General features: G+C 40.0%; 23 protein-coding genes. 15 read left to right on the top strand and 8 right to left on the bottom strand.

Annotated elements, in window-relative coordinates; all coding sequences use genetic code 11:
* Positions 1-91 precede the first annotated feature (91 nt).
* Complete coding sequence (locus FLM47_RS00985; RefSeq protein ID WP_055012465.1) at positions 92-1,123, top strand: phospholipase A; 1,032 nt, start codon at positions 92-94, stop codon at positions 1,121-1,123.
* 53 nt (positions 1,124-1,176) lie between these two features.
* Here the strand turns inward: FLM47_RS00985 and FLM47_RS00980 are convergent, their stop codons facing one another.
* Complete coding sequence (locus FLM47_RS00980) at positions 1,177-2,070, bottom strand: bifunctional GNAT family N-acetyltransferase/hotdog fold thioesterase (protein WP_138606709.1); 894 nt, start codon at positions 2,068-2,070, stop codon at positions 1,177-1,179.
* A gap of 123 nt (positions 2,071-2,193) precedes the next feature.
* Here FLM47_RS00980 and FLM47_RS00975 point away from each other — a divergent pair, with 123 nt between their 5' ends.
* Entirely contained in the window at positions 2,194-2,940 is a 747-nt protein-coding gene (locus FLM47_RS00975) for a spermidine synthase (protein ID WP_178954610.1), read from the top strand.
* Here the strand turns inward: FLM47_RS00975 and dtd are convergent.
* Both dtd and FLM47_RS00965 read right to left on the bottom strand, forming a co-directional pair.
* The gene (dtd, locus tag FLM47_RS00970) at positions 2,937-3,374 is read right to left on the bottom strand and encodes a D-aminoacyl-tRNA deacylase (RefSeq protein ID WP_178954608.1); all 438 of its coding nucleotides are present in this window, start codon (positions 3,372-3,374) and stop codon (positions 2,937-2,939) included. The genes FLM47_RS00975 and dtd overlap by 4 nt on opposite strands.
* Complete coding sequence (locus FLM47_RS00965) at positions 3,375-4,256, bottom strand: virulence factor BrkB family protein (protein ID WP_138606713.1); 882 nt, start codon at positions 4,254-4,256, stop codon at positions 3,375-3,377.
* A gap of 86 nt (positions 4,257-4,342) precedes the next feature.
* Between FLM47_RS00965 and FLM47_RS00960 the strand changes: the two genes are divergently transcribed.
* The 4 genes from FLM47_RS00960 to FLM47_RS00945 all read left to right on the top strand — a co-directional run bounded on the left by FLM47_RS00960 (position 4,343) and on the right by FLM47_RS00945 (position 7,529).
* Complete coding sequence (locus FLM47_RS00960) at positions 4,343-4,999, top strand: DUF2959 domain-containing protein (protein WP_138606715.1); 657 nt, start codon at positions 4,343-4,345, stop codon at positions 4,997-4,999.
* Between the two features lie 133 nt (positions 5,000-5,132).
* Entirely contained in the window at positions 5,133-6,224 is a 1,092-nt protein-coding gene (locus FLM47_RS00955; protein WP_178954606.1) for an MBL fold metallo-hydrolase, read from the top strand.
* A gap of 73 nt (positions 6,225-6,297) precedes the next feature.
* Positions 6,298-6,723, top strand: a complete 426-nt coding sequence (locus FLM47_RS00950) for a BLUF domain-containing protein (RefSeq protein ID WP_138606719.1) — start codon at positions 6,298-6,300, stop codon at positions 6,721-6,723.
* Positions 6,724-6,800: 77 nt separating this feature from the next.
* On the top strand, positions 6,801-7,529 hold the full coding sequence (locus FLM47_RS00945) for a CBM9 family sugar-binding protein (protein ID WP_178954604.1): 729 nt from the start codon (positions 6,801-6,803) through the stop codon (positions 7,527-7,529).
* A 285-nt stretch (positions 7,530-7,814) separates the two neighbouring features.
* Here FLM47_RS00945 and typA read toward each other — a convergent pair whose 3' ends face one another.
* Positions 7,815-9,638 carry a translational GTPase TypA gene (typA, locus tag FLM47_RS00940; RefSeq protein WP_010392008.1) on the bottom strand — a complete coding sequence of 608 codons (1,824 nt, stop codon included), beginning with the start codon at positions 9,636-9,638 and terminating at the stop codon, positions 7,815-7,817.
* Positions 9,639-10,146: 508 nt separating this feature from the next.
* Here typA and glnA point away from each other — a divergent pair.
* The 5 genes from glnA (at position 10,147) to FLM47_RS00915 (ending at position 15,223) form a co-directional block, all read left to right on the top strand.
* Positions 10,147-11,553, top strand: a complete 1,407-nt coding sequence (glnA, locus tag FLM47_RS00935) for a glutamate--ammonia ligase (protein WP_010392004.1) — start codon at positions 10,147-10,149, stop codon at positions 11,551-11,553.
* A gap of 114 nt (positions 11,554-11,667) precedes the next feature.
* Entirely contained in the window at positions 11,668-12,189 is a 522-nt protein-coding gene (locus tag FLM47_RS00930; protein WP_138606723.1) for a DUF4124 domain-containing protein, read from the top strand.
* Between the two features lie 81 nt (positions 12,190-12,270).
* A complete protein-coding gene (glnL, locus tag FLM47_RS00925) occupies positions 12,271-13,341 on the top strand; it encodes a nitrogen regulation protein NR(II) (RefSeq protein WP_178954603.1) in 1,071 nt (356 codons plus the stop codon).
* A 15-nt stretch (positions 13,342-13,356) separates the two neighbouring features.
* Positions 13,357-14,742, top strand: a complete 1,386-nt coding sequence (gene ntrC / locus FLM47_RS00920) for a nitrogen regulation protein NR(I) (protein WP_138570137.1) — start codon at positions 13,357-13,359, stop codon at positions 14,740-14,742.
* A gap of 22 nt (positions 14,743-14,764) precedes the next feature.
* Positions 14,765-15,223, top strand: coding sequence for a Crp/Fnr family transcriptional regulator (locus FLM47_RS00915; protein WP_008108381.1), 459 nt, complete (start codon positions 14,765-14,767; stop codon positions 15,221-15,223).
* An 8-nt stretch (positions 15,224-15,231) separates the two neighbouring features.
* On the opposite strand, the gene FLM47_RS00910 is transcribed toward FLM47_RS00915, so the two are convergent.
* Positions 15,232-15,897, bottom strand: coding sequence for a hypothetical protein (locus tag FLM47_RS00910; protein ID WP_178954601.1), 666 nt, complete (start codon positions 15,895-15,897; stop codon positions 15,232-15,234).
* A gap of 71 nt (positions 15,898-15,968) precedes the next feature.
* Positions 15,969-16,250, bottom strand: a complete 282-nt coding sequence (locus tag FLM47_RS00905; RefSeq protein WP_008108379.1) for a hypothetical protein — start codon at positions 16,248-16,250, stop codon at positions 15,969-15,971.
* A 244-nt stretch (positions 16,251-16,494) separates the two neighbouring features.
* On the opposite strand from FLM47_RS00905, the gene FLM47_RS00900 reads away from it, so the two are divergent.
* The 4 genes from FLM47_RS00900 (at position 16,495) to FLM47_RS00885 (ending at position 20,747) form a co-directional block, all read left to right on the top strand.
* Positions 16,495-16,878, top strand: coding sequence for an RNA-binding S4 domain-containing protein (locus FLM47_RS00900; protein ID WP_008108378.1), 384 nt, complete (start codon positions 16,495-16,497; stop codon positions 16,876-16,878).
* A gap of 96 nt (positions 16,879-16,974) precedes the next feature.
* Complete coding sequence (locus FLM47_RS00895) at positions 16,975-17,403, top strand: hypothetical protein (RefSeq protein WP_178954599.1); 429 nt, start codon at positions 16,975-16,977, stop codon at positions 17,401-17,403.
* Positions 17,404-17,603: 200 nt separating this feature from the next.
* Positions 17,604-20,348: an aconitate hydratase AcnA gene (gene acnA / locus FLM47_RS00890; RefSeq protein WP_178954597.1), complete on the top strand. Its 2,745-nt coding sequence runs from the start codon at positions 17,604-17,606 to the stop codon at positions 20,346-20,348.
* Positions 20,349-20,483: 135 nt separating this feature from the next.
* Positions 20,484-20,747 carry a hypothetical protein gene (locus FLM47_RS00885; protein WP_178954595.1) on the top strand — a complete coding sequence of 88 codons (264 nt, stop codon included), beginning with the start codon at positions 20,484-20,486 and terminating at the stop codon, positions 20,745-20,747.
* Here the strand turns inward: FLM47_RS00885 and FLM47_RS00880 are convergent.
* Both FLM47_RS00880 and FLM47_RS00875 read right to left on the bottom strand, forming a co-directional pair.
* Positions 20,734-21,264 carry a DUF4124 domain-containing protein gene (locus tag FLM47_RS00880; RefSeq protein WP_178954593.1) on the bottom strand — a complete coding sequence of 177 codons (531 nt, stop codon included), beginning with the start codon at positions 21,262-21,264 and terminating at the stop codon, positions 20,734-20,736. The two genes, FLM47_RS00885 and FLM47_RS00880, sit on opposite strands and share 14 nt — an antisense overlap.
* A 135-nt stretch (positions 21,265-21,399) precedes the next feature.
* Positions 21,400-22,140, bottom strand: a complete 741-nt coding sequence (locus FLM47_RS00875) for a phosphoadenylyl-sulfate reductase (RefSeq protein ID WP_178954591.1) — start codon at positions 22,138-22,140, stop codon at positions 21,400-21,402.
* Positions 22,141-22,142: the final 2 nt, after the last annotated feature.

Raw genomic sequence — 22,142 nt, 5'->3', positions numbered from 1 at the left:
TAAAGTTCAGGGCAAGTTCACCGTATATGTGTTAAAAATGCGTTATAATTACCACAAATCTGTTACTTCTCTCACTTACAAAGGAATTACAATGAGTTGGCGCCACTGGATACTTCTCTCAACATTACTAAGTACTGCTGTTATTGCTGAAGAAACAGCAAAAAACGAGCAAAACAATGAACTTGAGCTGGTTAAACAATGTATATTAAATGAAGTGATCGGTGGGGACGGTAAGCAAACCCTCGATCAATTGCGCGAAAAATGCTCTGCAGTTGAAGAAAGCAAGCAGCTAACAGCTATCGATAAACGCCAAGCCCGTGAAGCGGTTGGCAAAAAGAATCGTAATGTAATTACGCCGCATAAACGTAATTATATTTTACCGGTTTCATATATGTCTAACCCAAACACTCGCCCGTTTGATGGATTTGCAGAATTAACCGATAAAAAAGATGGCGACCCTCTCGATAACCTAGAAGCTAAATATCAGTTATCAATTAAAGTACCTTTGTATGATGAGTTTGCCGACTCAGACCAAGCTATATTTTTTGGCTTTACACTGCAGTCATACTGGCAAGTATATAACGACGATATTTCATCTCCTTTTCGTGAAACTAATTACGAACCAGAAATTTTCTGGATTAATTACTTAGACCCTGAAAACGTTTTATGGGGCGATGAAATGGCAATAGCCATTGGTATTTCGCACCAATCAAATGGCCGCAGTCAACCAAACTCGCGTTCTTGGAACCGTATATATGCCGATTTCATTTGGGAAAATGACGGCTTTGTATTCAGCTTTAAGCCTTGGTACCGCATTCCTGAAAATGAAAAGCCTGCGCCGTTAGATGCACGAGGTGACGATAACCCTGATATCTATAAATACATGGGTTACTTTGAATTTGGTGGCGCGTATCGCTTTCACGATCATGAATTTAGTTTTATGACTCGTAATAATTTAAATTCAGATAACCGCGGGGCAATTCAGCTTGATTGGTCATTCCCTCTATGGGGAAGAGTACGCGGCTATGCGCAGTACTTTAATGGCTATGGTGAGAGTTTAATAGACTATAACGCCGATATTGAACGCTTTGGTGTCGGTATATTACTGACTGACTTACTGTAATAACCGCTAATAAAAAAGCCAAGCAACTCGCTTGGCTTTTTCGTTTATTCTTATTACTTTTTAACCACAAACTGCCCTTCAAACTGAGCAACTATTTGATCACCATCAAAAATGGTTACTGGCACTAAATAGCTCGCCTTACCCGCCTCTTGTAACTCTATTAAGTTACCTTTACAGGTTTGAATATCAACACAGCCTTTAGGGTCGGTATTAAGTGGTTTTAAGTATTTAATATTAGCATCGGCTAACACTATATTACCCTCAAGTCCGGCTTCTTTTAATGCTAAGTACGTTGCTCCCCAACCCGTTAGTGTAGCTAGGCTATAAATAGAGCCTGCAAACATGGTGTTGTGTAAGTTTAAGTTAGCATTTAAATCTGCACGAGTAGTAAATTGCCAATCGGTGTAGCTTTCTACTTTTATCCCCATTGCATCACTAATAGGGATTGATTCACGCCATGTATTTTGCAGTACTTGAGTCCAATTAGGGTGACGAAACCAACCTGGCTCACTCGGCTTAAGCTTAACCATTTTATAATGTTGAACATCACCATAGGCTAAATGCGCCTTTTCTTTGTTTTCGTAGCCATGGCGCTGATAAAATTCCAGGGCACGTTCACGTGCAAACAGCACTAATTCATCAGCATCTTGATTCCACGCTATTTTTTCGAGTTCATGCAATAAGCGGCTGCCAATATGTTGATTCCGGTTACCCTCTGCAACCGCCATATAACGCACTTGAGCTTGTTGCTGATTATTAAAGTGCAAACGCGCCACACCCAGTACTTCACCTGCTTTATTTTTAATAAAGCGGTGTTCAGCTTCTTGCTCTAAATCGTCTTGCTCAGAACCACGAGGTTCGCCCCATGGTGCACGTAAAACTTGCCAGCGTAATTGATAATAGGCTTGCCAGTCTTCACTACTTTGAGGGGTGCTCACTTGAAACATACAGACTCCATAAATTAAAAATGTAAAAATATTACGCTGTGCATTTTGTGAAAAACACCATACTCGATCTGGGTAAAACTGCAAATACGACTTTGGTTTCCTATAAATGACTGTAAAAAATTAATGACAAAATCGATTGCGCTTTGCCCCTGCTGGTTTATGCTCAATACCATGAATAAATATATCCATGATAGCAGTGGCCTGATCAGCAGGCACTTTATTGAGCATAGTTCATCGCTAGGCCAGTTACTTTATTGGCATAATCAACATGGCATAAATATACAAGTTCGAGAGCATCAACAACTGCGCTGGCTACTTATTAACAACACCTTGCAATCAGTTATTTTAACCCGGAGCCCACAAGTATTACTGTTTCCTCACCTTGCCTATTTAGCAACGGTTTGGCAGCAACGACCAGCGCCTAAAAAAATACTTGAGCTCGGTTTAGGTGGTGGTGCTATACGCAACTACCTGTTAAAACAGTACCCTCGAGTACAGCTGACTTCAGTAGAAAAAAACCCTCATATAATTGACTGTTATCAAGATTTTTTTGCCCTTAATGAACAGGGCCAAATTTACTGTGAAGACGCACAAACAGTTTTAAAGTCAGCGGTGAATATAGATTGGATTATTTTAGATTTATTTAGTGAACTAGACGCCCCTAGATTCTTATTTGATTTATGTTTTTATCAAACAATTTATGAGGCGCTTGCTCAGCGGGGCATCTTATTTATTAACTTTTTATCGCAACATAGCTCCCAACTTACGCAGCTACAACTTGTGCTTAAGCGCGTGTTTGGGGGAGCCGTTAGTATTAAAAAGATCACCGGATTTGTGAATCACATTGTGGTTGTAGAAAAAACACTTTAAGCGGTTAAATTAAAGGTAACCGGACCGTCGTTAGATAAACTAACCTGCATATCGGCTGCAAATACACCGGTAGCGACCTTTATACCGAGTAATTTAGCCTGCTCAACAAAGTAATTATATAATGCTTGCGCTTGATCTGGTGTGGCTGCCGATGAAAAACTAGGACGCATGCCTTTTTTGGTATTAGCTGCAAGTGTAAATTGCGATATGACTAATAGCTCGCCTTGTATGTCTTTAAGACTGAGGTTCATTTTATCGTTTTCATCACTAAAAATTCGATAATTACTGACTTTGTGCAATAGTTTATCAGCAACACGCTCATCATCTTCTTTTTCAACACCAAGCAGTAATACAATACCTTGCTTTATTTCGCCAACAACCTGTTTTTCTATTGCTACGTTAGCGTGTGTTACCCGTTGAATTAGTCCTTGCATTTATTCACTACCCTCTGCTTGTTGCTCTTTTTTATTGTAATGTTGCATGTTAATACACACAGTAAATTCAGCACCTAGTAGCACGACTACCCACGACAAGTATACCCATACAAACAAAATAGGAATGGTTGCTACCGCACCATAAATCACTTCGTATGATGGAAAATGGCTAATGTATAAAGCAAAGCCTTTTTTGGTTAACTCAAATAACATTGCAGCAAACAGTGCACCAGGAATAGCGGCCCTAAATGAAACTCGTGTATTCGGCACTAAGGTATACAGCATGATAAAACCTGCCATAGAAATAGCATAAGGGAGTAGTTTTAATAAAAAACCACTAAACCCAGGGATCCCCTGATCAGCAAACGACACTAGTGACACAATATAAGAGGTGACACCAATACTCGCACCCAGTAGTACAGGTCCCAAGCTCAGTACCATCCAATACACAGCAAAGGATATCATCATTGGGCGTTTTTTCTTTACTCGCCAAATACGGTTTAGTGTGGCATCTACATTACGAATAAGTAGCAAGGCAATGGCTGCCAAAAAACCAATACCTACCGCCGTCATTTGATTAGCATTACCAGCAAACGAGCTAATATGCTCTTTAATAACATCGGAAGAAGTCGGCACAAAGTTAGTAAATAAAAAACTTTCAATGGCTAAACGGGTCGATTCAAACCCCGGAAAAGCAGAGAAGATTGCCACACCCACCGCTATCAACGGAACCAACGACAACAAGGTAACGTATGCTAAATACCCTGCATTAATGGTTATTTGATCGTCTATACAGCGATTGAAATATTGCATCCACCAGCCTGGTTGCTGTTTTAGAAACACCTTAACTTGCTGTTTATAATGAGAGAGCTTATCATTCATACAATTAACTTTGTTGGTGAGCTTTTGATTATAATAACAATCAAGGCCATAATTTACAGCATTAACACTCGTAAATAGGAATTCAGATGAAAAAACAAACATTATTAGGGACAGCCATACTCTCGTTAATGCTGATGCTTTCAGGTTGTCAGTCGGCTTATTATTCGGCAATGGAAAAAGTAGGTGTCCATAAACGTGACATCCTTATTGATCGCGTTGAAGAAACGAAAGACTCACAACAAGAGTCGCAAGAAGAATTTCAATCAGCACTCGAGCGTCTAACTACTTTAATTAATTTCGATGGTGGTGAGTTGCAAGACGCTTACAATCAACTTAATGACGATTACGAGTCGAGCTTAGCGGCGGCAAATGAAGTATCAAGTAACATAAATAAAGTAGAAGATGTTGCTGATGCGTTGTTTGATGAGTGGAGCGATGAGTTAGAGCAATACAAAAGCGCCTCACTTAAGCGTCAAAGCAGTAAAAAACTAGCTGCAACTCAGCGCCAATTTAGCCAATTACTTCGCTCAATGCGCAGCGCTGAGAGCAAAATGGAGCCAGTATTATCGTCTTTACAAGATAACGTGCTTTACTTAAAACATAACTTAAACGCACAAGCGGTAGCCGCTATAAAAGGTGAGTTTACTAACCTTAAGCGTGATATTCAGTTACTCATGAATGACATGAATAAGTCGATTGAAGACTCAAATAAATTTATTGAGCAAATGAATACCGTGGGCTAATTACTATAAGTCCGTTTAATAAGCCTACTAAATTGTAGGCTTTTTTATTGTTACTTTTTGTTACCTTTAAGCTCTTCGTTAATCCGCTGTTGTTGTTATACTTTTACAAAATAATAATAATTAGAACAGTAAAATGAAGTTTAAAGCTATCACCCTAATACTTGCATGCACAATGCTCAGCGCCTGCCAAACAGCTAATCATGTTGAAGTTATTGCAGGGGAGCAAACCATTACCCCGCTACATAAAGATGGCGAGCGAGAAGGACGCTTTCATAACCTCTACCCGGGGGAAAAAACTTACACGACTACCTGTGAAAGCAACTGCTATCCAACTAGCCCAAAACTACAATGCGAAAAAGACAGCGAAAACTGCCAATTTATTGGTGAGCAACAGCCTATGAATTTAAATACAGGCTTTAGCTTACGCTGGCTGGGACATGCTGGGTTTATGATCCGCACGCCTAACGGACAGCAAGTGTTAATTGATCCTGTAAAAGAGCAGTTTGACTCACCTGTAGATTTAGCATTTAGACTAGCCTCTGGGTTTTACCGACAGCCCGGCGATTGGCTCACAGATAGTGAACTGAAAAACTTAGACGCTGTGATGTACTCGCATATTCATTACGATCACTTTAATAAAGCAGATATAGAAGAGATCGGTAATAAACCTCGCTACTTAACACCACTAGGCATGGCCGACAACTTCCCCACAGGCGGGTTTAATATTAGTGAAATGGCGTGGTATGCAAAAACAAATATTGGCGATTTAGCTATCCATGCCTTGCCTGCTCATCACTTTAGCAGTCGTGTATTAGTGCCCTTTATTTACGAAGACAACGATAAAGACTTATGGAATGGCTGGCTACTTGAACAAAATGGCAGCTCCTTATTTTTTGCAGGCGACACTGGCTATTCAAAACACTTCAGCGATATACAGCAAAAATATGGCGATATTGATGTGTGCTTAATGCCTATAGCTTCTTACTACAGCGAAGACAACCCTAAATGGTATCGTTACGTTCATACAACCCCAGAAGACGCTCTAACAGCAGCACAAGAACTTAACTGTAAAATAATGATACCTTGGGGATACGGTAACTCATCATGGAAAATGGGCGACCACACTAGCCATTCAGCCTTACTGCGTTTATTGTATATGCACAAAAAAATGGATTCGAAAATCCCCCTGCATATTTTAAATGAAGGTGAGAGTATTAAACTTTAATCAGTCATTTACAAACTTAGTAATAACCTCTCTGCTGAACTATGTTTAATTAACTAAACAGTGTGGAGGTTTTATGTTTCTTGTACGACTTATTTACGCCAGCAAAATAAGTAGTGATTTTGGGCCTGAAGATATAGAAAATATTTTACAAAGTGCTAGAACCTATAATGTAAAAACAAACGTCACCGGCATGTTATGTTTTAGCAATGATTACTTTTTACAATGTCTGGAAGGCTCTAGAACCGCTGTAAATAATACCTACCAACAAATATTAAACGATAAACGTCACCATAATGTAATTATGCTCAACTATACCCAAATTCCTGAAAGAGAGTTTGAAAAATGGTCAATGGGCTATGTACCGCAATCTAAGCTAACCGAATCACTGAATCTCAAGTTTTCAGGCTCCATTGATTTTAATCCTTTTAAAATGTCTGGAGAAAGTGCGCATTTATTAATGCTCGCATTAAAAGACAGCATAGCAGGCACAATCAGTTAGTATAAAAATAGACTACGAGATTGTTTTTAATAGCTATTTAAGCCAAGCTAAATCATCCTTAATTGATGAGATGACTAATGAAAAAAACACTACTTGCTTTTAGCTTACTTTTTACCCAGCCACTCATGGCTATTAACGTTAGTCATACACCAACAGCTATTACTATTGATGGGGTTTCTGAAAGTGCATGGGACAAAGCCACTTGGCATAATATGCCATACTTAATGGACGGCACCCTACCAGACTCAGACAAGGATTTTAAAGGTCGCTATCGTCTTTTGTGGGATGAAAACTACTTGTATTTACAAGCAGACATTAGTGATGATGTGCTTATTGATACTCACCCAGATCCAACGGATAAATACTGGGACGATGATGCCTTAGAAGTGTTTATAGATAGTGACGCATCTGGCGGTAATCACCAATTTAACCATACAGCATTTGCTTATCATATTGGCCTTGATAACCAAGCTGCCGATTATGGGCCTGATAAAAAAGCGCATTTATATACCGACCACTTAGTTAGTAACTGGAAACGCAATACCACTGCGCCCTATAACATCACGTGGGAAGTGGCGATAAAACTCTACCCAAACGATTTCCAACAAGGCGCACAAAACACTCCGCTTAAATTAACGCCAAAGCAAGTAGTCGGCTTTATGCTCGCATATTGCGATAACGACGGCAGTAAAGTTCGTGAGCACTTCATGGGTTCACATGAAGTACAGCCTGTTAACGGCAGTCGCAACCTTGGCTATATAGATGCTGATGTGTTTGGAAAAATCACTCTACTACCGAAAAAGTGATGAAGTTAGCGAACTGGCCTTTTTGTTGGGTTGAGCGCAACGAAACCAAAAAAATAGGGGTTTTACATTATCAGTTGTTTTAGCTCTTACTCTTTTACTTCTCATTCTCTTCTCTTTGTGTAAATATTTTTAAGTGAATTTTTTACAAAGAGGGTAAGAGGCGCTGCGCTTTTAGAGCTTAATACTGATAACTAAAAACTGAAAGCTTCTCTTACTTTAAAAACAAAAAAGCCGCTGTATCTTTCAATACAGCGGCTTTTAAAATCATTGTTCTAAATTAATAGATTATGACTTAGGAGCACGACCCGCACGTTTACGCTCATTTTCAGTTAAATGACGCTTACGAATACGAATGTTCTCAGGTGTTACTTCTACTAACTCATCATCAGCAATAAACTCAAGCGCTTGCTCAAGTGAATAGTTAAGTGCTGGTGTTAGTGTTTGTGCTTCATCTGTACCAGATGCACGAACGTTAGTAAGTTGCTTACCTTTAAGTGCGTTAACTGTAAGGTCGTTATCACGGCTATGAATACCAATAACCATACCTTCATAAACTTCAACACCGTGACCGATAAATAAACGGCCGCGCTCTTGTAAGTTAAATAGTGCGTTAGTAAGTGCTTTACCTGTTGCGTTTGCAATCATTACACCGTTCTTACGAACACCTAGCTCGCCACCTTTGTGCGGACCGTAGTGATCGAATGTATGGTAAAGTAAACCAGAACCCGACGTTAATGTCATGAACTCAGTTTGGAAACCGATTAAGCCACGGCTTGGGATCATAAAGTCCATACGCATACGGCCTTTACCATCTGGTGCCATGTCAGTAAGTTCACCCTTACGAAGACCAATTTGCTCCATGATAGAACCTTGGTGCTCTTCTTCACAGTCAATAGTTAGTGTTTCATACGGTTCTTCTAACACACCATCAACAGTACGTAAGATTACTTCTGGACGAGAAACAGCAAGCTCGTAACCTTCACGACGCATGTTCTCGATTAAGATACCTAGGTGTAATTCACCACGACCTGATACACGGAAGCTATCTGGGTTATCTGTATCAGCAACACGAAGTGCTACGTTATGTACTAATTCTTTGTCTAAACGCTCACGAATATTACGTGATGTTACAAACTTACCTTCTTTACCACAGAAAGGAGAGTTGTTTACAGAGAACGTCATTGTTACTGTTGGCTCATCAACACTTAGTGGTGGTAATGCTTCAACGTTGTTAGGACAACAAAGCGTATCTGAAATCTTAAGCTCGCCTAAACCTGTTACTGTTACGATGTTACCAGCGTAAGCTTTATCAGTTTCAATACGCTCAAGGCCTAAGTAGCTTTGTACTGAACCAATCTTACCGTTACGAGTTGTGCCGTCTGCACTGATAACCGTAACTTGTTGGTTAGGTGCAACAGAACCACGTTTAATACGACCGATACCAATTACACCCTTATAAGAGTTGTAATCAAGCTGTGAAATCTGCATTTGGAAGTCACCTTCAGGATCTGCATCCGGTGGTGATACTTCGTCAACGATCATCTTGAACATAGGTTCCATGTTATCTGATGCTTCGTCTAAATCTAATGTAGCCCAACCATTGATTGCTGATGCGTAGATTACTTTAAAATCTAACTGCTCATCAGTTGCGCCTAAGTTGTCGAATAAATCAAAGATTTGATCCATAACCCAATCAGGGCGAGCACCTGGCTTATCAATTTTATTGATAACAACGATTGGCTTTAAGCCTTGCGCGAATGCCTTTTGCGTTACGAAACGCGTTTGTGGCATTGGGCCTTCTTGAGCGTCAACAAGTAGTAGTACTGAGTCAGCCATCGAAAGTACGCGTTCAACTTCACCACCGAAGTCGGCGTGTCCTGGAGTATCTACGATATTGATATGGTAATCATTCCAAGATATAGCGGTGTTTTTCGCTAAAATGGTAATACCACGTTCTTTTTCAATGTCGTTTGAATCCATCACGCGCTCTTCATTACCGCCGCGTGTTTCTAATGTACCTGATTGCTCAAGTAGTTTATCAACCAATGTTGTTTTACCGTGGTCAACGTGGGCGATAATTGCTATATTTCTTAACTTTTCGATACTCATATGTTCACTCAGAGAAATTGATCTCATTGATCCTGCAGGGGGCTATACGTACTCACCTGCGCTTTCACGAGATGTCCCAGCATAGGATTTAAAAGGGCGCATATTATCCCCTATAAATGGAATGGATGAAAGTTTATCCAAAATAAAATTTCAAACTTTCGCAATAAAATAATTAACCCTTTGTTTTAAAATAATTAATTTTTATGATTAATTTTTATAAATTTATCTCAAAAGGTGGTTTTGAGTTAATTTAAAGCGACTTTACTGCGCATTTTGCATTTTCTTTGTGTTAGTCTAAGGTGATTAATTTGCAAGCAATTATGACTCTGTAAATGTTGCACCTTTTTGGAATTATTACGCACCAAAACAGTGCTTAATCTATATCACCTTTATGTTGTTTATATATTTTTACATAAAAAACAATAGATTATAATAGTGGCATAAAATCAGCTTGTTAGTATTTAAAGTATCTAAGCAGCAATAATAAAACCCAATAGTTGGAGGACACATGTCACAATCGGTTTTAGATTTTATTAAAGAAAATGACGTTAAGTTCATTGATTTACGCTTTACTGACACAAAAGGTAAAGAGCAACATGTTTCTATTCCTCATCATCAAGTTGATGAAGACTTTTTTGAAGATGGAAAAATGTTCGACGGTTCTTCAATTGCTGGCTGGAAAGGCATTAATGAATCAGACATGGTGTTATTACCTGATGCAGATTCAATCAAGCTTGACCCTTTCACAGAAGAAACAACGCTAATCGTTCGTTGTGACGTGGTTGAGCCTTCTACATTACAAGGTTATGAGCGCGACCCACGCTCAGTAGCTAAACGCGCTGAAGAGTACATGCGCTCTACTGGTATTGCTGATACCGTTTTATTTGGTCCAGAGCCAGAGTTTTTCGTATTTGACGACGTTAAATACAAGTCTGACATGTCAGGCTCAATGTATAAAATTGATTCTAAGCAAGCAGCTTGGAACTCAGATAAAGAATATGCAGATGGCAACACAGGCCACCGTCCAGGTGTTAAAGGCGGTTACTTCCCAGTTGCACCTGTTGATGATTTCCAAGATTGGCGTTCTGCAACGTGTTTAGTTCTTGAAGAGCTAGGGCAAGTTGTTGAAGCACATCACCACGAAGTGGCGACTGCCGGTCAGAATGAAATCGCAACTCGTTTTAACACTATGGTATTAAAAGCAGACGAAATCCAAGAAATGAAATATGTTATACACAACATGGCTCATTTATACGGAAAGACAGCAACCTTTATGCCTAAGCCTGTTGTTGGCGATAACGGTTCAGGTATGCACTGTCACCAGTCTTTAGCTAAAGACGGCGTAAACTTATTCGCAGGTGATAAGTACGGCGGTCTTTCTGAAGACGCGCTTTACTACATTGGTGGTATCATCAAACATGCTAAAGCAATCAACGCTTTTGCTAACGCGTCAACTAACTCGTACAAACGTTTAGTACCCGGCTTTGAAGCACCGGTAATGCTTGCATACTCTGCCCGTAACCGTTCAGCATCAATTCGTATTCCAGTGGTTCCATCTGCAAAAGGTCGTCGTATTGAAGTGCGCTTCCCAGATCCAACTGCTAACCCATATCTTGCATTCTCAGCAATGCTTATGGCTGGCCTTGACGGAATTAAAAACAAAATTCACCCTGGCGATGCGATGGATAAGGATTTATACGACTTACCAGCTGAAGAAGCAGCAGAAATTCCAACAGTGGCAGCCTCATTAGATGAAGCACTAGCGGCATTAGATGCAGACCGTGAGTTCTTAAACCAAGGTGGCGTATTTACTAACGACCTAATTGATGCTTACATTGCACTTAAGTCAAAAGAAGTTGAAAAACTTAACATGACAACTCACCCAGTTGAGTTTGAAATGTACTACAGCTGTTAATTTATTAACCGATAAATAATGTGTGTTTTAAGCCCGCTCTGCGGGCTTTTTTTATGGTAAATTTAACGGTTCTACACTAAAGTAAAGTATGTTTTAACAATGCAGGTTAGCAGGATGATAGGTAAGGTTTTATTGCTATTAATAGCTTTAATATTAAGCCTTAATAGCCATGCGAATAATAAAAAAATTTACGCATGGAAAGATAAAAATGGTGTACTGGTTTTTTCAGATACCCCTCAACCTGGTGCTAAAGAGGTAAAGCTCACTAGCCAACACTTCAACATGCCTGCAACAAATACTGATATTCTTGATACTTCACCAACTAAAACAGCGGTAAAGTTTAAAATTAGCATTACATCACCAGAGCCCAACCAAGCTATAAGAGAAAACACCGGCTCTGTATATGTTTCAACTCAGATTGCGCCTCGGTTTGAAGCTGGATTTACCATTGGTTTATTTTTAAATGGCGTTGCCATTGGTGAACCTAGTGACACCACTACGCTGGCGTTAAGAGATGTAGAGCGCGGGCAACACATATTACAAGTTAAACTTTATAATCAACAAAACCAGGTAATTGCAACTAGCCCTGAAAGTATATTTTTTATGCATCGCAAAGGCCTTAATATAGGTCGGTAATTGCAGTTAAGTACGCACAATTAGCGTATATTTTACTAAAAACCTTGCCTACCTCCCCAGGCGCACTAAAATGGTGCAATAATGATTAACAAAACACATTTTAACCCAGAGCTACTAAATATAATTTGGCAAAACCAAACCACCGCCCTGATGTTACTTGATGAGAGCTTTACACTCATTTACGCCAACACCAGTGCCAGTGAATTACTTGGCTTAGGCGAAAAGCGCTTACCAGGACAAGCGTTCGATGATTTATTTAATTACCATTCTATAGACTTAAAACGTATTGCACAGTATTCGTTGGTTGATGGTGTAGACTGCCACCAGCATAGAGCTGACGTGGTGTTTATCGATTCTCGCCATGCAAAGTTAGCGGTAAGCACACGACGAATAAAGCATAACGACACCTTTTATATTTTATTTGAATGTCGACAAACTGATGACGAAATAAAGCACGATCAAGTCTCAAATCAAATGCATCAATACCAAGCTGCACGCAACTTAATTCGCGGTTTAGCCCATGAAATTAAAAACCCACTGGGTGGAATTCGCGGGGCGGCGCAATTATTGCAGTATGAAGGTGATCAGCAAGAAAGAGATCAATGTGCAGAACTGATAATTGAACAAGCCGATCGATTGCGTGAATTAGTTGATAGGCTCCTTGGGCCTAATCAGCTGCCGCAAAAATCGTATGGCAATATACATCAAACATTAGAGTCGGTTGTAAAACTCAGTACCTTAGATAACAACCGCGATATTCGGTTAGTTAAAGACTACGATCCGAGTATTCCTGATGTTTATATTGATCAGAGCAAAGTTCAACAGGTAGTGCTAAACATTGTGCGTAATGCACAACAAGCATTGGTAGATGGTGGCGAAATAAAAATAAAAACGCGGATTAATTACCAGCATCGTCGTCCTGGCAAAGCCCCTAAAAAGGCACTCCTTATTCAAGTATTGGATAACGGCCCGGGTATTGATGCCAATTTACGCGACACCTTATTTTACCCTATGACCACCAATAAAGAAGGTGGCTCGGGACTTGGATTATCTATAGCGCAAACCTTGATTGATCAACATGATGGCTATATCGAATGTGATAGTTGGCCGGGACATACTGAATTTAATATTTATCTGCCGTTTACAGATTAATACTTTGGAGTTTGCATGAAAACAGCTTGGCTTGTAGATGATGATGCCTCAATTCGCTTTGTACTAGAAAAAGCACTGACTCGCGCAGGGTTTGAAGTAGAAAGTTTTGCAGATGCGCAAAATGTACTTAACGCGCTAAAATTTAGTCAACCTAGCGTATTAATTTCCGATGTACGAATGCCTGGCATGGACGGTATGGCATTACTTGAGCTAATAGCAGAGCAAACGCCAGGGCTACCTGTGATCATTATGACCGCTCACTCAGACCTTGATTCAGCCGTTAATGCATTCCAAAAAGGCGCATTTGAGTATTTGGCCAAGCCGTTTGATTTAAATGAAGCGGTTGCACTGGTGGAAAGTGCGTATCGAGCTAATTCAACTAAAAAAACCAAACGTAAAAGCGCGCCCCCCAAAAGTGCCCATATTATTGGTGAAGCCCCGGCTATGCAGGAAGTGTTTCGTGCTATAGGTAAGCTGTCAGCATCAAGTATGAGCGTACTCATCAACGGTGAGTCAGGAACAGGTAAAGAGTTGGTTGCCAGCGCTTTACATAACCACAGCCCGCGTAAAGAAAACCAATTTATAGCCCTTAATATGGCCGCCATCCCTAAAGAATTAGTTGAATCTGAACTGTTTGGCCACGAAAAAGGCGCTTTTACCGGGGCTGATAGCGTGCGTAAAGGCCGCTTTGAACAAGCTAATGGCGGTACCTTATTTTTGGATGAAATCGGTGATATGCCACTGGATGTACAAACCCGCTTATTGCGTGTATTGGCCGATGGCGAATTTTATCGCGTGGGGGGTCATCAAAGTATAAAAGTAGATGTACGCATTATTGCTGCTACCCATCAAAATTTAGAAGAGCTGGTAAAGCAAGGTAAGTTTAGGGATGATTTATTTCATCGTTTAAACGTGGTTCGCCTGCGTTTACCTGCTTTACGCGAGCGTCCCGAAGATATAGAGCGCTTAGCGCTACACTTTTTACATAAAAGTGCAAAAGACCTGCAAGTAGATAGCAAAATATTAAGCCCTAAAGCAATTAAACAATTGTGTTTATTTAATTGGCCTGGGAATGTTCGCCAACTTGAAAACACCTGCCGCTGGTTAACCGTTATGGCGCCAGGAGAGCTGATTGGCGAGCAAGATTTACCTCCTGAAATTATTGATAATGCCGCCGCAACCCAAGAAGGGGATTGGCTAGATTCATTTCAGCAGTGGCTTAATCAAGAATTTAAACAAGGTAAAGAAAATATTTGGCCGGATATTCAAGCCCAGCTAGAAACCCGCTTAATCAAAACAGCCCTCGCTAATTGTTCTGGCCATAAGCAAGAAGCTGCCGTAAAAATTGGTTGGGGTCGTAATACGTTGACCCGAAAATTAAAAGAGCGCAATATTAGCTGATTGTTAGAAGCATAGAGAAAGCATGAAGTTAATTGAAAACATCCCTTTGTTTAAGCAAATGGAAATTATAAATCGCTTAGATTTTTTTAAAGAATTCACACTCAATGAGCGCCAGATTTTGCTTGAGTCGTTTGGTTTACTTTATTTAATAAATAAAAATCAGTTTTTATTTAAAGAGTTTGATAACGACAAGCGACTGTTTATTGTGCTTAGTGGATCTTTAATGGTGTTTAAACACAATCACCTACTGGAACTGGGCAGTATAGAACCTGGTGAATTTATTGGTGAAGGTGCATTTATTAATAACCGAGAGCGCAGTATTAATGCACGCGCCAAAGAAAGCGCCATAGTACTGGCTATAACTGCAGATGCTCTCACCCGCCTACCTAATGTCATACGCGAAAAAATTAAAGACCGTATTATTGAAGGTATGAGCCTGCGCATTGCAAAACTCTCGGAGCATATAGAAGAGCACGGTTAACAGTTAACTTAATCCATATAAACAACCTGCATTGAGCAATTAAGCCAGCCTGGCTTATTTACATGAGCTGTTATGGTATATGTGTCTGATGGTTTTTCGCCAAAAGGAGTCTTAACCAATGGCTGTGAATGAGTGTAGGTTTGTGAATAATTGCTGTAGTAAATAACTAAATAGCCGTATAAATATTCCCATTTCAATGTGACTTTTGCGCCGCTGATTAATGTGAACTCAGCATGTTGATCAGTAAAGGTTACGACTAGGTCATTAAACTCATCTTTTTCGCACTGGGTTGTTCGCAACCGAGAAGGCATGGTAAAAGCGTCGTCTGCATTAGTATTTTTTAGGTAAAAACCGATATTACCATCACCATAAAAGTGATTTGCGCGTGTGGTGTAGCTAATTTCGGGTTGATAGCCTAACCCTTGCATAATAGTAGCTAACTGCTCTGTTTCTTGGCGTAAAATTCTATCATTTGATAATAGTAAAGTAGCTACGCCAAATTCCCGAGGAATGTCATGCTCAACATATTCGTAAGGTAGGGATTGTGTTTTGAGTGCGGCCTCTAACTGCTGGCGCTGTGAGTCCGATAAACCTTTACTAAATATATACACTGTAGGCTGTTGGCATGCACTCAACAATAGCATGAGTGCACACGCTAAAATTCCATTTTTCATTATCACCCCCGTTGATTACAAGTGTAGTCTAAAGGAGTGATTTAAAATCGCAACTTAATTTATTTGGCTGTTTAACCTGAAGTCTGGTTATTTAGCCATGCATCGACACTCTGACGTTTGTACAGCACTTCATTAAATAACCGATGACGCTCAAATACTAGCTCACTTTGTTTGGTTTTAAGCCCGCTAGTTAGCTGGCTATGGGTATCGTTAAACTTAGAGATAACTGAAAAGCCACGTTCAGTGTCTTCTTTTACCTGTTGTGCTAGATGCGCTCTTACATCATCAGCGGTTAACAGATCTGAATGCTCTAAGCCCATTAGCTCTTTTTTCATCGCTAATCTTATGCCCATGTTTTACTCCATTATTTATATTCAATCTCTTATACGGCCGATATTGGCAATTAGCGCGCCAATGTGTAATTTTTTTCGCGAGAAGCTTAACCCTGAATTACTTCAGTTTTTTTAAAGACTATAAAAAGAGATACAAAGTTTCATAAAAAATCACATAATCAACTCACCTAACAAGCTCACTTTGGTGCAAAATAGCCACTGAGCCTTTATACTACAGCTAATACCACCCCCACTGAGAAACATGATGAACGAAGAATATATAGAAGTTGAGTTAGAAGAAGAGCCTATAGAGCTGTGCAAATTATTAAAGGTATTAGATCTTGTTGAAGGTGGTGGTCAAGCAAAAAACCTAATTAGCGAAGGCTATGTCGGTGTTAACCATGAAATTTGTACAATCAAACGGAAAAAATTATACAGCGGTGATGTACTTGCATTTGATGGCGAGTTGTTTCAATTAACGTTAAGTGAAGATGCCACTCCAGCAGAACGTCCAGTTATTGATGAAACAGTTACAGCAGAAAAAGCCGCGCCAGTAGCAACAACAGAGCCGGCTAAAAATAAACGCAAACGCACTAAAAAGCCTAAAGTTGATGAAAAAACGGGTCGTCGCCCTATTTCATTTGGCTAACATTTGCTTAAGTTATATGTGTTATTAAAAGCCAGTTTGCATCACTGGCTTTTTTATTCTTTAATAGAATATCAATAATAAAAAATAGATGCTTACATGTCAGAAAACACCTCAAACCGCTGGATAAAACCCGTACTTATTACCGCCTTATTATGGAACATATTAGGTATTCTTGCATTTGTCATGCGGCTGTTTCTCTCTCCAGAGATGATAAGTAAACTACCTGAAGAACAACAACTTGCTTATAACAGCCAACCTCTATGGGCTACTTTAGCGTTTGCTATTGCGGTATTTGGCGGCGCATTAGGATGCGTACTTTTGTTATTCAAAAAGTCTCTAGCCAGATTAACATTAATAATCTCTTTGGCAGCGGTTTTAGCTCAGCAATACTATAATTTTATGATTATTAATAGCATCAACTTGTTTGGTATTAGCGCTATTTTTATGCCTATTGCAGTCACCATAATTGCGATTGCATTGGTGTATTTAAGTTTCCATTTAAAACAACAGGACTACTTTAAATAGCACTTTTTTGAGTTTAGTTTTGTGGCCAATTATTACTCAGAGTATCCCTTGAATTTTAACTTTTGGCCTTCATCTCTATTTAAATAACGACCAAAATAAATTATCCAATATGGTATTTTTTATCATGGTACACACTTTGCAAATCACTACAGAGGTCACTTTTACAAGAATATTAATCTAATTTATTGAAGGGACAAATAATGAAAAATAGTTTCGACACCCAACAACAGCTCACTATCAATGGCGAGCAGTATCATATCAACTCGCTCATGGGACTTGGCGATAAAGCCAAACGCCTGCCTTTCTCGTTAAAAGTATTGCTAGAAAACTTACTACGTAATGAAGATGGTGTGAATATTAAAGAACAAGATATTCAGGCCTTATTAGATTGGGATCCAAAAGCGAAGCCCTCTGCCGAGGTAGCTTTCACTCCAGCCCGCGTAGTAATGCAAGATTTCACTGGTGTCCCTGCAATTGTTGATTTAGCTGCCATGCGTGATGCGATGGAAAAACTCGGTGGTGATCCTGCAAAAATAAACCCACTTTCTCCTGCTGAGCTGGTAATCGATCACTCGGTGCAAGTGGATGGTTACGGTAAAGATGGTTCATTCGACTTAAACTCAAAATTAGAATATGAGCGAAACAAAGAGCGTTACGAATTTTTACGTTGGGGACAAACCGCATTTGATAACTTAAAAGTTGTACCACCTGCAACCGGTATAGTTCACCAAGTGAATTTAGAGTATTTAGCCCGCGTAGTATTTAATGATACAAAAAACGGCAAATCGTTAGCCTACCCAGATACACTAGTCGGTACAGATTCTCATACAACGATGATTAATGGTTTAGGCGTACTTGGCTGGGGTGTAGGCGGCATTGAAGCCGAAGCCGCCATGCTTGGCCAACCTATTAGCTTGCTTATTCCACAGGTTGTGGGTGTTAAATTAAATGGTCGCTTACCTGAGGGCACTACAGCAACCGATTTAGTACTTACTGTTACTGAAATGCTGCGTAACCACGGTGTGGTAGGTAAGTTTGTTGAGTTTTATGGTGACGGCCTTGCCGACTTACCACTTGCCGATAGAGCAACTATCGCTAATATGGCGCCAGAGTATGGCGCAACCTGTGGTATTTTCCCTATTGATGATGAAACGATTAATTACTTACGCTTAACTAATCGCGATGAGAAGCAGCTCAAACTAATTGAAGATTACGCTAAACACCAAGGCTTATGGCGTAACGATGGCGACGAAGCACATTATACCGATAAGCTTGAACTAACTTTAGATGATGTTGTGCCTAGCCTAGCAGGCCCTAAACGCCCGCAAGATAGAATTACTTTGGATAAAGCCGGCAAGGTTATTGGTCAGCACTTAAAAGACTTTCAAGACGAGCGTATGGCACGTCGTGATAAAAGCGATGAAGAGCAAGCGCGTATTGAAAGCGAAGGTCCTACTATCAACCCTGATGAGCCTATCGATGAAGCGCAGTTTATGGGCGCAGCAAAAGTAAACTTTAATGGAGAAGAATTTGAGTTAAATGATGGTGCCTGTGTTATTGCTGCAATTACTAGCTGTACAAACACATCTAACCCAAGTGTTATTTTAGCTGCCGGTTTAGTAGCTCAAAAAGCACGTCAGTTAGGTATTAATGTAAAACCTTGGGTTAAAACTTCACTTGCACCAGGTTCTCAGGTGGTCACCGATTACCTTGAAAAAGCAGGGTTGATGGATGACTTGGATGCGCTTGGCTTTAATTTAGTTGGTTATGGCTGTACCACATGTATTGGTAATTCAGGCCCACTTGCCGATGAAATTAGTGAGGCGATTCAAAAACACAAATTAGTTGTAAGCTCAATATTATCGGGTAACCGTAACTTTGAAGGGCGCATACATCAAGATGTTAAAATGAACTTTTTAGCGTCTCCTCCTTTAGTGGTTGCCTATGCCATAGCGGGTAGAACCGATATTGATGTTTACAACGAGCCACTCGCGCAAGATAAGCATGGTAACGATATTTACCTTAAAAATATTTGGCCGAGCGTTAAAGAAGTAAGTGAACTAGTAAAAAGTACGGTAACTAAAGAGATGTTCGAAAAAAGCTACGCCAATGTTTACGATGGCGACAGTCGCTGGCAAAAAATTCAAATACCTGATGGTAAACTTTACGATTGGGACGGTGCTTCGACTTATATCAAAAAAGCCCCCTTCTTTGATGGTATGAGTGTTGAACCACCAGGTATTCCAACTATTGAGGGTGCGCGTTGTTTAGCTAAACTGGGTGATTCGGTGACTACTGATCATATTTCACCAGCAGGCGCAATTAAGGCAGAGGCACCCGCAGGGCTTTACCTACAAGAAAATGGGGTTGAAAAAGTACAATTTAACTCTTATGGTTCACGACGTGGTAATCACGAAGTAATGATGCGCGGTACATTCGCTAATGTGCGCCTTAAAAACTTACTAGCCCCTGGTACCGAGGGCGGTGTTACCCGCACTCAACCTGATGATAAGCTAGAAAGTATTTATGACGCGGCAATGGCATATCAAGAAAGTGGAATACCACTAGTGGTTCTAGCAGGTAAAGAGTATGGTACCGGCTCTTCGCGAGATTGGGCTGCAAAAGGGTCATTATTACTCGGTATTAAAGCTGTGATAGCACAAAGCTATGAGCGTATTCACCGTTCTAATTTAATTGGTATGGGCGTACTTCCTTTACAATTTAAAGAAGGTGAAAGCCATGAATCACTAGGCTTAACTGGGCAAGAGCAATTTGATATTCAAGAGTTATACGATAAAACCGACGAAGTCAGTGTAATTGCCACTAACAGTGAAGGTAAACAAGTTAGCTTTAGTGCCGATGTGCGTATTGATACTCCGAAAGAGTGGGATTACTACAAACATGGCGGTATTTTACAGTACGTACTGCGCAATATGCTTGACTAACAACTTAAAACGAAAATGCAGCCCGGCTCAGTAATGAGCTGGGCTTTTTTATATTATTAATGGATGCTTGCGCTAAATCAATGCCGCTTTATAAAGATTACATACACTAAGAAGACACGCTGCGCAGAGGTCGCTATGTCTTCAATTGTAATAATAAGACTACTTAAAACATCGATTTTGCTTGGATTGTGCTTAATAGTGACAGGCCATGGTTTAATTGTATCGAGCTACTTTACCAACCAGTTCGGCATTAAAGGTATTATTACTGCAGCTGCCTGTATTGCAATTGGCGTACTTTTATCGTTGCCCACAAAAATATACTTAACTATATTATTAATGGAAGCAGAAAAGCGTTATTTGAAGACACAGCAAAAACACCTCAAAATTAAAAGCCGCTAAAACTTTCGACCTCTTTACTGCGTTGCTCTATTCTCTTTTTAGCTTTTTCAGCATCTTCAAACAGCTTATTAATTGATTCACTGTTGTATATCGCTGGTGCTCGCTGAGGAAAAGGCTTTACTGCTGATTTAGCACTGCCACTCAAAATGGCGGTATCTTCTGCAACCACGACATTAATATCGGCGGGGTTAAGCTTTACCACTTCGCTTTTACCATTCTTGTTTGGTACATCTGAGAAATGCCATTGTCCTTGCTCGTCTTGCCATTTATAAATTGGCTTAGGAGTTTCTGTCTCAAAGGTAGCCCCAGTGATTTTTTCACCCGCTGTGGTAATTGCTGAGGTAATACTATCTAACGCGCTAGATGAAAGCGCTATCATTTCATTTTTAATCTCTGCTGATTCACTGTGAATAACAGAGGTACTTAACCAAGGCTGGCCATTTGGCTTTTTTATAAAAAATAATAAGACTACAGCTAATATCATCACTGACATTGCTAAATAGGTGAAGTATTTCATAGCGTTCCTGCTGTGTGTTTAATCCATCATCACAACCAATATAATAAAAAAGAACCAATTCAGCAAATATTAAACAACAAAAAACGCAGCAAAGGCTGCGATTTTTTGATTTTATAGCTTTGAATAATAATATAATTAAATACCATCTCCATCTATATGTAAGCCACACTCACGGTTTAAGCCAAAAAAGCGGGTTTCCTCTTCACTCATGCCGGGCTCTAATTTACGCGTGGTATGTATATCCCCCATCGACACATAACCCTGCTCCCATAATGGGTGGTATGGCAAATTGTGCTTTGTTAGATACTGATATACATCGCGATTATTCCATTCAATAATGGGATATACTTTTACCGTACCTCGGCTTATTTCTAGTACTTGCTTTTCAGCACGGCTTGAGGATTGATCTCGACGTAGGCCACTAAACCAAGTGCTCGCATTTAGCTCCTTTAAAGCGCGTGTCATTGGCTCTACTTTATTGAGCTGGTTGTATTGCTTAATGCCTGCCTCACCTAGCTCCCATAATTTTCCAAATTTAGCCTCTTGCCATGCAGGGCTCAGCTGCGCTTTATACACTTTTAGGTTAAGTGATAACTGCGAAGTCATTTGCTCTATAAACTGATAGGTTTCTGGAAATAAGTAGCCTGTATCAGTTAATACCACAGGTATATCTGGGCGCTGTGCAGTCATTAAATGCAACATAACTGCAGCCTGAATACCAAAGCTCGATGATAAAAACGCAGTGTCAGGCAAATTTTCAAGTGCCCATGCAACGCGCTGCTCTGCGCTCATGTCAGCCAGCAAACCGTTCGCATCAGCTAACATAGCCTGTTGGCTTTGCTTATCTAGCTGTAATATGTTTTTAAATTCACTCATGG

The sequence above is a fragment of the Pseudoalteromonas sp. Scap06 genome (genome assembly GCF_013394165.1).
GTDB lineage: Bacteria > Pseudomonadota > Gammaproteobacteria > Enterobacterales > Alteromonadaceae > Pseudoalteromonas.
Note: the sequence above shows the minus strand (reverse complement) of the source record. Positions and strands in the feature narration are given on the sequence as shown.